Below are 11,354 nucleotides of genomic sequence, written 5' to 3'. Positions count from 1 at the left end.
ATATCCACCTGTTCCCAGGCCAGGCCTTCCGCGAGAGGGCGCGCAGAGGGGGTTGTCATGGCTGCCAGTCACCTTGATTGGCGCGCTGAGCTGCTGGGATGTTCGGGGCGGGGCGGATGGTCCGGGCACGTACTCGGGTACACAGTCGGGCACCTAGTGGCGCACACAGTCGGGCATGCAGTCGGGCAGGGGGTTGGAGCGCCGCAGGGCCCGACGGCCCACCCCGGCAGGCCTCCGGCCGGCTGCCAGTCTCCGGCTGGCGGCCCGGGGCTGGGCGGGAGATACGGCCCCGGTCCTGCCGGCGGGCCGGCCGCCCGTCCCGGCCCGTGGCAGGTCGTACGCCGCACGCGCAGTACGGTCTGCCGTGCGGTCGATCGATTCAGGACGCGCCGAATTCCGCCTTCCGAATGGCCAATTACACCCGGGGCGCATCACGGTCTGACGATTCTGGTTCAGGATTTCCTGGGCATCTTTCTGCCGTTATTGATGGGTTCATAAATGCGACTCTGGGAACTTTAAATGCAGGCGCTTACGGGGCGGTTCATCCGCGGGGCCGGTTCGGGTACCGCTGGGCGTGGATCAGGCGCATCTCCCACCACGGGTCGTCGGGCTTCTCCTTGCGGGCGCGGCGGATCTCGCGGGGGCTGGGCATGGGGAGGATGAGCGGGAGTGTGGTGGTGCGGCGGCGGTCGGCCTCGCAGGAGGGGCACTCCAGGGCTTCGGGAGGGGCTTCGGTGGTGCGTTCCATGCCGGAGTCGGGCTGGCCGCCGAGGGGGCCCTTGCAGGTGTAGCAGGGCCAGCGTCGGGCGTGGGCGTCGCGGACGGCCTGCTGCTTCTTGTCCCGTTCGGCCTGCCACGCCTTGCTCTGGCAGTCGCTGCACAGCTCGGTGCCGTCGCTGGCCCGGCCGCGGGAGATCTCGTCGGAGCGGCGGTTGCAGCCCGGGCAGCGGGTCGCCTCCAGGCGCTTCTCGCGCTCTTCGTGGGCGGCCTGCTCCTCGGCGTCCAGCTGGGCCTGGACGCGGGCGCGGTACTCGGTGTGGGCGAGCGCGTCGGTGAGGGACTGCCACTGGTGGGCGCCGAAGCGCCACCAGATGTCGGCGTGCGGTCCGCGCCGCTGCAGGGCCTCCAGGTGGCAGGCCAGGATCGGGATCCGGTCGGTGAAGTTCAGCGGGGCGTGATCGGACGGGGCCCAGTGCCGGACGGTGAGGTCCTGCAGCTTGTTGATCAGGTTGTTCAGGCCGCGGGGGCCGGCGCCGCCGAGGACCAGGGCGATCGGCGGCAGACTCCGGCGGCCGGCCTGCGGGTACTTCCGCCGCCAGACGGGGAGCTTCTTCGCCGTGCTGTGGTGCCCCTCGTGCGTCGGGTCGTTATAGGTCAGCGCGAAGTACTCGGCGTACCGGTCGAACTTGGCCGCGACGAACTGCGGGGTCTCGTTGTGCAGGTCGACCTCGACCAGGAGCAGCGGGACGCCGTCGGCGGGTGCGGTGAGAACCGCGTCGGCGTACTGGGCGCGATCGCCCGGCAAGGGGTGGGCGGCTTCGGTGGTCCAGTCGGCGATCGTGCCGATCGGCTGGCCCGGCGTCGCCGGGGAGGTGATGGCGACGATGGTGTCGTTGACGGCCATGGCGTGCGGGGCGCCGGTGGTCCGGCCGACCGACCGGGCCCGCCCGCCGACCTTCCGCCCGGAGGGCAGCGTGGACTTGGCGGCGTCCAGGCCGAGGTCGGTCAGCCCCCAGATCACCGCCCCCGCCCCGACCGGCCGCACCGGCCTGCGCCGCGCAGGGCGCAGCGCACCGGAGCCGGCCCCGGTCCCGGCCGCGTCGGCGGCGGTGGTGTCGGTGGCCTGTGGCTGTGCCGGGATTCCGGAGGTGGTGCCGCGCTTCTCGGTCAGCTTGTTCAGCGCGAGGTCGCGCAGCGCACCGGCGGTGGTGTTCGGCTTCTCGTGGCCGGGCTGGGCCAGCAGCCACGTCTGCTTGACCGTGGCCACCTTCAGCACGCCCAGCACCTGAAGGACGCTGTGGCGCAGCGGGCCGGTGGATCCGTTGGGGTAGGCCTTGGCGCGGACGAACGCGGTGCGCGTCTTCACGGTCGGCGGCCGGTCGGTCCGCTCCGGTCGGTCTGACTGCTGCTGCTCGTCCTCGCTCATGGCTGCTGCTCCCCCGCCGGTTGGTGATCTTCCGTCAGTTCCTCGATACCTCACGGCACCGACAACCCACCCTCGTCCGCCGCCACCCCGCCGCCCACCACCACGACCCGGTCACCGGGGCGCGCGGCCGACCGGACGCAGAAAGGGAAGGGCCAAGCAGCGGCCCTGGAGCGCGCAAACCGCCTCACGCCCCAGACCCAACAACCAAAGACCAAAGACAGGGGCACAGAGAGGTTGACGGGATTCCGGCGGACCTTGACAACGGCCTGTGACCTGCGGAAACACGGCCGATCCGGCGTTGCCCGGTGGTCGGGGAGTTGGTGGGGGAGGTGGTCGGGGAACCGGAGGGGGAAACCACGACCCTTGACGGGCCCTCCAAGGCCTTCGGCGGGGCGTGGACACCCGCGTCGAGGCCTGCGCGGGGCATCGTACCCGCGCCGGACCCGGCAGGCGCCGACCCTTGACGGCGGTTTCTGCCGGGAGGTCTCCCGGGCGGGTTGGCCGGTGACGGGTGGGACCTGTCACGATCCCTGCGCGCCCGATTCGCCATTGCCTGGGCGCGCGGCTCCCGGGCCGGGTCCGACGAGGTCATCAGACACCCCGGCCCCGGAGCCACACCGCGTTTCGCTGGCGGACCGGCCTGGCGGTGCGGACGAGCAGGAACGGGCCGTCCATGTCGGCCACCGTCACGGCAGCGGCTCGGCCCTCCAGGAGGACGAGGGCATGGCACTCGGGGCGGCCGGGCCGTACGCGTGCCGCCCGCAGGCTCGGTCTATGGGCCCGACTCGACGCAGGGCGACACGCCGACGGGGCATCACTTCACACAGAAACAGCATCCAATTTATGGCATTTGGTACGTTCTGGGCCGTGCTGAGGATGACGGACGTGGCAGCGAGAGTTGTCGCTGGACGCGCAGGCATCTCCCGGCCAGGGACGGGCCCACGGGAGAACGGCGACAGAGGACCGGCCTGCGTTGCGCCGGCTACGCGCCCGGTTGCGATAGCGCGCAGCCGTCCTCAAAGGCTCTGCCGTCCTCTGGTTGTCGCGCTTGTGTGGACGCTGGTCTCGGTGGTGGCCGGGCCGTCCGGTACGGCGCGGGCCGCGTCCTCGTGTGCGGCGAGCCTGTGCGTCCTCAACGCTGGCGCCGCGGACGCCCTGTACGTCCACCCCGGCAGCATTCACGTGACCGGCGACATCCTGGTCAACTCGACGAACGCTCAGGCCGCACTGGTCAGCGGCACCACGGTCACCGCGACCGGGGGCACCATCGGCGGTCCGGCAGCGCCGGCCGGGTTCGCCACCTCGAGCGGCGGCTCCTACAACCCGACCCCGACCAACCAGGCCGCCGGCACCGACCCGTACGCCGCCCTGGCCCAGTGCCCGGCCGCCACGGCCTGCCCCACCACACCGGCCACGCCCTACCCCATCGTCAACCACATCACCGGGAACCAGACGATCAGCGCGGGGGTGTACACCAGCATCACGAACCTGGGCGGCACGCTCACGCTCAATCCCGGCACGTACGTCATCACCGGCACCGCAGGCATGACGATCTCCGGCGGGAAGCTGAACGGCACGGGAGTGACGATCTACCTCGCCTGCCCGTCCTACCCGACCGCGTGCGCGGCGGGCACCAGTGGTGCGGCCTTCACCGACCAGACCAGCGGCAAGACCACACTCAGCGCACCGACCACCGGGGCCTTCTCCGGCATGACGTTCATCGCCGACCGCAACAACACCGCGGGCGTCGCGGTCTCGGGAAACGGCACGCAGATCACCGCAGGCGGCGCGATCTACACCGCCGCCGGGAAGCTGTCGGCCGCCTCCGGCGGCAAGGCCAGCTTCACCCGCGCGGTCGTGGACACCATCGAGACCAGCGGCAGCAACAGCACCCAGATCAGCGTCATCCCGAACACCGGCACGCTGTCGATCAGCCTGCCCACCACCGCCGGCCTCGGCAGCGCGGCGCCCGGCGGCACCCTCAGCGCGGCCCTCGGATCGGTGAGCGTCTCGGACGGCCGGGGGCTGGCCACCAGCACGTGGACGGCGACCGTGACCGCCACGAACTTCACCACCGGCACGGGCACGCCCGCCCAGACCATCACCACCGCGAACGTCTCCTACTGGTCCGGACCCGCGACCGCCACGAACGGCACCGTCACCACGACACCCGGCCAGTCCGACGCCTCCGGCAAACAGGCCCTCAGCAGCTCCAGAACCGCCTTCAGCTCCAACGGCAACGGCAACAGCACCACGGTCTGGACCCCCACCCTGGTGATCACGATCCCCGCCGCCGCGGCGGCCGGCACCTACACCGGCACCATCACCCACTCCGTCGCCTGACCCAGGTGCGGCGATGCCTGCCAGGCACCCCGGGCCGGGCGATCGAGTGCGTCACTGGTGTGGTCAGTCGGTGAGCTTCTGGCGCGGGTGGACGGGTGGTGCCGCGAGGGGCACGGGTGTGTCGCCGAGGACGGCGGCGAGTTCGGTGTCGTCGATCTCCCGCCAGCCGGTGAAGTCGGAGGTGGTGTGGGAGCCCAGGCGTGCGGGGGTGCCGTCGGGTGCGATGGCACGGCGCCAGCCGAACGCGACGTCACCGGTCTCGGCCGGGTGGGCGAAGCCTTCCGGTGCCCGGCCGACGTGGACAACGACGAACAGGCCCTCGCTGCTGGATGTGCCGTTCCGGTAGTGCCGGTAGATGCCGCCGGCGTGGAAGAACGACTCGCTCATCGCCCGGCTCCTTCACCACGGGTCACGCGCACAGGCGCCCTTTCCTTCCCAGGATGGCGTGCCGACCGGGTGCAGGCAGGTCGTCGTGGGGGTGACCCGGGTTATCGGCCCCGAGGGATGTACGAAGCACTCGCGTGGTCGTGCGGCCCCGCGGAATCCTGCCTGCATCAGGGCGCGCCGGACCTCCAACAGCAGATCGGAAGGCGCAGCAGACACGCCTGTCCGTGTGCCCCCGTTCTGAACGGTCATGCGTGATGAACGTTTTCTCAAGGAGCGGTGTCCGTGTCACTGCGGAGTGGGCGGGACGGACGCGTTCAGGGCCGGTGCGGACGATTGGTCAGCCAGCGCGGGGCGGTGGCGGCCAGGACGAGCGCGAGGACGCAGGCGGTGGCCAGCCAGGCGGTGCCGACGCCGGTGAGGCCGTAGCGGGGCATCAGCAGCAGCGTCAGCCCGAGGAGCAGGCCGGCGAAGGCGAGCTGCAGGCCGGTCAGGAAGGCCAGGGCCTGGCGGACGCGGGCGACGTGGACGGCGACGCCGAACAGCACGTTCGGCACCGCGGACAGCGCCATCAGCCGCAGCACGGTGGTGCCGTGGGCGGCGTAGGCGGTGCCGAACAGGTCCAGGATCCAGGGTGCTGCGGCGACCGCGACGGCGGTGGCGGGGGTGATCAGGAGGGCGGTGTGGCGGAGCATCCGTTGGGCGTGCTCGGCGAGGCGGTGGGGTTCGGCAGCACCTTCGACGGTCAGGGACTGCCCCATGGCGTAGGCGGCCTGATACAGGGTGTCGGTGACCAGGTACGCCAGCGAGTAGTAGGCGGTCTCCTCGGCACCCAGGTGCCCCAGGACGAGCAGCGGCAGGGACTTGGAGACCGCGGTCTGGCCGAGCTGGCCGACGTAGTCCGCGGCGGCGTAGCGAGCCATCCGCTCCGGCCGCGCGGTGCCGGAGGTGCTGGCACCGGCGTCGGTGCTGGCGTCGGTGTTGGTGCTGGCGTCGGTCCTGCCGGGGCTGGGGCGGCCGTCGGGGCTGGGGCGGGCGGCGGGCAGGGCGCGGGCGAACAGGACCGCGTTCGCCACCGCCACGGCGAGCACCAGGCCGGCGGCCCAGGACAGCAGGATGCCGGCACTGACGGCCAGGGCTGCGCACAGCGCGAGGGCGGCAGCCTTGGCGATGGCGAAGATGAGGTTCTCGCCGAGCACCCAGCCCGGGCGGCGCAGCCCGGTCAGGGCGCCGTCTTGGAGGACGAAGACGGTGTAGGCGGAGGTGGCGGCGATGAACAGGACGGCCGACCAGGGTTCGCGCAGCTCCGTCAGGCCGGGTGAGAGTGTCGGGGCGAGCAGCACGAAGCCGGTCGCGACCGCTGCGCCGGTGGCGGTGGAGATGGTGTAGCAGCGGACCACCAGCCACCGGCCGCGCCGGCCTGCGGTGGGCAGGAAGCGGACCAGGACGTCACCGAGGTTCAGGGACCCCAGGGTCGCGAGCAGCATCGCCGCGGACAGCAGCGCGTAGCTGCGGCCGACGGTGGCGGTGGTGAACCAACGGGCCGCCAGCAGCCAGAACAGCGCGCCGAGTCCGGCCGCCACGACGGCGCTGGCGGCCAGGATCCGCCCGTTACGCACCAGCGGCGTCCCGGCGGCCTGGCCCCCGGTTCCGTTCTGCAGACGCTGCCGGGTCCGAACGAGCGGTCCGCCGAACTTCTCCCTCACGCTTGCTGCGCCTTTCCCTGGTTCTGGCGTGCAGGTCGGGCTTTGCGCCTGGTCGGTGCGGCAGGCCGCACCGGGCCGCGGGCCGGGTCCGAGGTGGTGCGTTCGTTTTGGGGGCGCGGGCCCGGTTGCGGCACGGTCGCGGCTGGGTCGTCCGGCCCGAACAGCGGCCTGCCCATCGGGACTCGGCGCATCGTCTTGCACCGGGTGCAGCGCACCGTGCTGCCGGGTTTCGCCCGGGTGCCTTGGGTGGTGTGGCCGCAGGCGGGGCAGCGTGGCAGGGCGAAGACCGGGAGGAGCAGAGAGAAGGGCACAGGCATGCACACACCGTGGCAGAGCCGATGCCGTCCGGCAGGGACTCCACGCCCGGGTAACTCGTCCGGCACAGTCTCGGACGGCCGAAGTGGCAGTGCCCGGGCCAATCGCACGGCCAAGGCACTGCCGGGCGGCGAGTCAACGCTCTGATGACCAGTCAACCGGGTTGCGGGGCCGTGGTCGGCAGCGACACTCGCCGGACGCTGGATCCGGCCGCCTGATCCGGCGGCGGTCAGCGGACGGCGGCCCCGCTTGCTGGACGACCGGCCTCTGCCCGTCCTCGGCGGCGGGCCGAGGGTAGTGGGCCTGCCGCTCCGGTTTCCGGCGTGGAACATCCGGGTGTGCTTCGCCTGTGCTGCGGTCGGGCCGATCGGCGGGTTGGTGGTGGCGCGTGCGCCGGTCCGGGACGGCGGTGGCCACGGTCGCGGTGGTGGAGCCGCGGTGCCGGTCGCCGGGTTCACCACGAGCGAGAAGTCGTCGCCGGGCACCGTCCCGTCGACCGAGGTCTTCCCCAGCGCGGAGGCGACGCCGTCGGTCTGTGCAGGGTGCGGTCGCTAACGCCAAGGGGCGGGGGTTGGCGAGGAGGGCGGTGACGCGGGTGCGGGTGATGATGCCGAGGAGGTGCCCGTCGTCGTCGACGACGGGCCAGAGGTCGAGGTGATGGGTGCCCATGGTCACCGCGGCGAGGGAGAGGGCCAGGGTGGGCCAGGCGAACGGGTCGCCCTGGCTGATGGCGTCCTGAACCTGGGAGTGGTCGCTGTACCAGGTGCAGGCGAGGAACGGGGCGAGCGAGGCGGGGGTGACCATGCCCTGGCACCGGTCGTCGTCGGTGCACACCAGCAGGCAGGTGGCGCCGCTGTCGTCGAGGAGGCGTTCGGCCTGCCCGACGCCGGCGCCCGGGGTGATGCGCGGCCCGCCGGGTTCCATCGCGTCCGCGACCGTGAGTCTGGGCCGTCCGGCGGCAGCTGGGTCGGTCGGGTCGTTCCGGGCGGTCATGGCGTCACCGAGTCCTGCCCCGGCGCGCCGGACCTTCGCCAGGCCTTGCGTGTCCGGGACGAGGCCGACACGGCAGCCGGCATCGACAAGCCCCGAACACTGCACTCCACCCTACGCCGCCCCCGCAGCGCTCACCGGCCCGGCAACCGCCTCGAACACGCCCTCCACCGACCCCGACCGACGCTCTGCGGCCGCCGCCAGGCGGACGCACGGGAAAGGTGCAGCGCAGCGACCGGCCACCGACTACGCCACCATCCAGCACCCACCTCCAGGGGCTGGGCGCAGGGAGGTGGATCGGCAGGGCGAGTCCGAGATGATGGCGCGTTGACCTGCGAAGACCATCCGTTTCATCGGTCGGGGGCCGGGTGCTGTATCGCCCCTGTACGGACCTTCGGGGTGCGGGTGGAGCGGGGGTTTTGGCGGGTGGAGCGGGGGTTTTGGCGGTTGTACCGGCAGCTCTGGGAGAACCCGGGAGTACCGGGCCGGACGCGATGGCCGGCCCCTGGTCGGTGGGTTCGCGGGTGGTTGCCGTGGTGGGGTCCACGGGCGGGGTTGCCGGGCGCATGCTGGAGGGGCAGTCGTCGCGTTGATGAGGTGAGCTGGCATGGGGGCCTTGGAGGATGTGCTGCGGTTGCGGCACCAGGTCGCCGTTCTTAAGGCGCTTGCCGGTGAGCTGGAGGAGGGCCGGCCCTGTCCGCGGTGCGGGGAGAGCACGCTGCACCTGCGAAGCGATCCGCCGGGGCGGGACTGGTGCACCTCCTGCGACTGGGATCCGCCGGATAAAGGCTGATGCGTGTCCCGGGTGGGTTTGGGCTGCTCGCCGATCGGGGGCAGCGCGGGCGGCTCGGTTTTCGCGGAATGAGATGCGGGCCCACCGTCCGTCCAGGTCCACGGCCCGGCCGGGAACCTGGACGAGTTCACCCGCTACGACGGCATCCAGCAGGCCCTGACCACCGCCCTGTCCGCCGTCCTCGCCCAGGTCGGCCACACCGTCACTGCCCACGGCGGCGACCTCCTGTGACCGAGCCGTCCGATTGACCCCGGCGAGAACGGGCAGCCCCCACAGGGAGAATATGCACCGTTTTGGGATGGTTTGGTTGAAAGCTCATCGACCTGTGGAGGTCGCGCCGTGCCCAAGTCCGACCTGACGCCGGAGGAGATCGCCGCAGTCCGCGCGTACGTGGAGATCGCGCCCGGCGTCGCGATGGACCGCCTCGACGTGCGGCAAGCCCGGCTCGCCAAGGCAGTCGGCGGCTGGTTCCGCAAGCCGGGCCCCGGCCTGTACGAGATCGTCACCACCACTCCCCGCCCCGGCACCCAGCAGCCGGAGGCGGACCTGCCGTAACCCCGGTCGGGGCCCGGCCGCACCGGCCTGGCACCGGGATTTCGCAACCGGCCGGCGTGCGAAGTTCGCATACGCATACGCATACGCGACGCCGCTCGCGCGTAGCGGCGCCCGTGCGCGCACGCGAGAGGCGCGGCACCCTCCAGGATGGTCAGAAGGGCGGGGACCCGGCGCCGTCCACGAGCAGGAACGGGCCGTCCATGTCGACCACGGTCACGGCGGCGAATTGGCCCTGGACGAGGACGAGGGCATGGCGCTCGTCGGATGCGAACCAGGCGCTCACGGCGTCGTCCTCATTGTCGAAGCGGAGCTTGCCCTCCCACCGGCCCACATCCTGCGGCCCGCGGACCGGCCCGGCGGCCTGCGCCGGGGCGGGGGCCAGCTCTGTCCACCAGACCAGCCAGGCCCGGCACCGGTACTCCGCTCCGCCGATGCGCAGGACGGCATCGCCGTCGTAGGAACGCTCGCTCACGCCCTCCAGCCTGAAGCCGGCCGGAAGAGCCCGCACAGCCATCGGCCTGGCTGCGGCGTCCCGAGGGCCCTCCCGGCGGCCGTCGGCCAGGAGTCGCCGGGTGCCGGCGGCGGCCCCTGGATCCCTTCTTCGACGCTAGCCCCCGCCGCCGCCGTCCGGCGACCGCGCACCGGCCTGTGCCCACGGGAGCGACCCCTGCTTCTGCCCGCTCCTCGCGAACCCCGGCCCGGGGCGCGCGTACGGCCCAGCCGCCCCAAACGGGGAGGGCGGCCGGGCCGGGGAAGAGGGAACGGCCGCAGAGCCAACCTCTCCGCCAAGCACGCTAGGGCCACGGCCTTGTCCATCGGCGCCAACGCGCCGCCCACCGGCCAGGCCTCACCCGCGGGCACCAGCCCCACAAAAAACGGCGCCCGCCGACGGAGTGTGCGTCAGGACCGGCGGGCGCCGAAAGCAGCGTAGCCACACAACAGCCGCCAGCCACTGCAGGTGGCCGCTCCCGCATGGCGCGAGCCGCCACAAGGCCCCGCCGAAGGTCCGAACCTCTCTTCACGGCTATCGCGTGGAAGAGGTGTCCTCGGCACCAACCGGCTTGCCCACCCGCTGTGGCCTGCAAAAACAGCGAGGGTGAGTGGAGGGCTTGACCTACCTCCCGTCCTACCGGGCGGCCAACCGCCGGGCCAACGGCAGGCCCTACCGTCGGCCCCACCCCGAGACCTACCCGGTAGTCCCGGTATGCGAGACGGCGGGCGCAGTGGACGGGCCGGTACTGCCGTGGCCGGCCGCCGGAGGGTGTCCCAGGGAAGTAGTCGGCGCCTCGGCGCCCCCTTGTCCCGCCCCTTGTCCCGCAGGTCAGACCCTTTGACCAGGCACCGCGCGGCGCCGTTCGCAGGCAACTCCGCAGGCAACTCGCCAGGCAACTCCGCAGACCATTCCGCAGGCAACTCCGTGGGCAACCAACCGGCCCGGTGTCCCACGGGCGGGGACGCACGGCCGCCGCGCCGCCGTCACGGACCGTCGCCGAAACCGGGGCTCCTCACGTGCGCGCACCGTGCGCGCACGTGGCGGCCCTGGACCGGCCGCCGCCCGGTGCCGGCCGTCCGGGCCGGAACGAGAGCTACCTTCCATGGCTATCGCGTGGGAAGAGGTGTCATCGACGCCGACCGGCTTGCCCACCGCTGTGACCTGCGCAAACGGGCCGGGCGGTCGGAGGCCGGTCCCTACTATGACTCCTACTGTGGCTCCCACCAGGGAATCGACCATGGGGCCCACCTGGGAACCAACCGTCGGGCCTACCTCGGATTCCGGCGTGCGGGCGAGGCCCGGCCAGGATGGGCGGATGTCACATGATGCCGAAGTCGGCCCACTCGATCCCGGTGAACTCCACCGCCAGGCCGCTGGCGCGGCGGCCGTTGTCGCGGAAGTAGTGCTCCTGCAGACCGGCGGCGAGGATGGCGGCCTGGTCGTCCTCGGAGGCGCCGGCGGCGCGGGCGGCGAACAGGGCGGCGGCGACGTCGCCGGGCAGGTGTTGGGTGATCAGGCGCAGCCGGGGGTCGTCGGTGGAGCCGGCCGCGCTGGCGAACCCGAACTGCGCGCTGGCGCTGAGCACGAAGCCGTCGCGTTCGGCGGCCCGGCGCACCCGCCGTTGGACCC

At 72.4% G+C, this 11,354-nt stretch carries 8 protein-coding genes; 2 read left to right on the top strand and 6 right to left on the bottom strand.

Annotated elements, in window-relative coordinates; all coding sequences use genetic code 11:
- Positions 1-541 precede the first annotated feature (541 nt).
- Positions 542-2,146, bottom strand: a complete 1,605-nt coding sequence (locus KSNIM_RS38550; RefSeq protein ID WP_263108323.1) for a replication-relaxation family protein — start codon at positions 2,144-2,146, stop codon at positions 542-544.
- A 1,182-nt stretch (positions 2,147-3,328) separates the two neighbouring features.
- Between KSNIM_RS38550 and KSNIM_RS38545 the strand changes: the two genes are divergently transcribed.
- Positions 3,329-4,489, top strand: a complete 1,161-nt coding sequence (locus KSNIM_RS38545) for a hypothetical protein (RefSeq protein WP_263108322.1) — start codon at positions 3,329-3,331, stop codon at positions 4,487-4,489.
- A gap of 63 nt (positions 4,490-4,552) precedes the next feature.
- On the opposite strand, the gene KSNIM_RS38540 is transcribed toward KSNIM_RS38545, so the two are convergent.
- The 3 genes from KSNIM_RS38540 to KSNIM_RS38530 form a co-directional block, all read right to left on the bottom strand.
- Positions 4,553-4,876, bottom strand: a complete 324-nt coding sequence (locus tag KSNIM_RS38540) for a hypothetical protein (protein WP_263108321.1) — start codon at positions 4,874-4,876, stop codon at positions 4,553-4,555.
- A 314-nt stretch (positions 4,877-5,190) separates the two neighbouring features.
- Positions 5,191-6,579: a lipopolysaccharide biosynthesis protein gene (locus KSNIM_RS38535; protein WP_263108320.1), complete on the bottom strand. Its 1,389-nt coding sequence runs from the start codon at positions 6,577-6,579 to the stop codon at positions 5,191-5,193.
- 450 nt (positions 6,580-7,029) lie between these two features.
- On the bottom strand, positions 7,030-7,887 hold the full coding sequence (locus KSNIM_RS38530) for a CBS domain-containing protein (RefSeq protein ID WP_263108319.1): 858 nt from the start codon (positions 7,885-7,887) through the stop codon (positions 7,030-7,032).
- Between the two features lie 1,129 nt (positions 7,888-9,016).
- Here KSNIM_RS38530 and KSNIM_RS38525 point away from each other — a divergent pair.
- Positions 9,017-9,232 (top strand): pneumococcal-type histidine triad protein, encoded by a 216-nt coding sequence (locus KSNIM_RS38525; protein ID WP_263108318.1) that lies wholly within the window; start codon positions 9,017-9,019, stop codon positions 9,230-9,232.
- A 151-nt stretch (positions 9,233-9,383) separates the two neighbouring features.
- On the opposite strand, the gene KSNIM_RS38520 is transcribed toward KSNIM_RS38525, so the two are convergent.
- Positions 9,384-9,704 (bottom strand): hypothetical protein, encoded by a 321-nt coding sequence (locus KSNIM_RS38520; protein WP_263108317.1) that lies wholly within the window; start codon positions 9,702-9,704, stop codon positions 9,384-9,386.
- A 1,339-nt stretch (positions 9,705-11,043) separates the two neighbouring features.
- Positions 11,044-11,354 (bottom strand): telomere-protecting terminal protein Tpg (gene tpg, locus KSNIM_RS38515; RefSeq protein ID WP_411543914.1); only part of this gene is annotated, 311 nt, incomplete at its 5' end.

Source organism: Kitasatospora sp. DSM 101779, from assembly GCF_025655475.1.
Classification (GTDB): domain Bacteria; phylum Actinomycetota; class Actinomycetes; order Streptomycetales; family Streptomycetaceae; genus Kitasatospora.
The sequence above is the reverse complement of the archived record's forward strand: the minus strand, read 5'-3'. Positions and strand labels throughout refer to the sequence as shown.

Coding starts and splice junctions, on each gene's coding strand:
- KSNIM_RS38550 (WP_263108323.1), bottom strand. CDS start 2,146: ATGAGCGAGGACGAGCAGCAGCAGTCAGACCGACCGGAGCGGACCGAC.
- KSNIM_RS38540 (WP_263108321.1), bottom strand. CDS start 4,876: ATGAGCGAGTCGTTCTTCCACGCCGGCGGCATCTACCGGCACTACCGG.
- KSNIM_RS38530 (WP_263108319.1), bottom strand. CDS start 7,887: ATGACCGCCCGGAACGACCCGACCGACCCAGCTGCCGCCGGACGGCCC.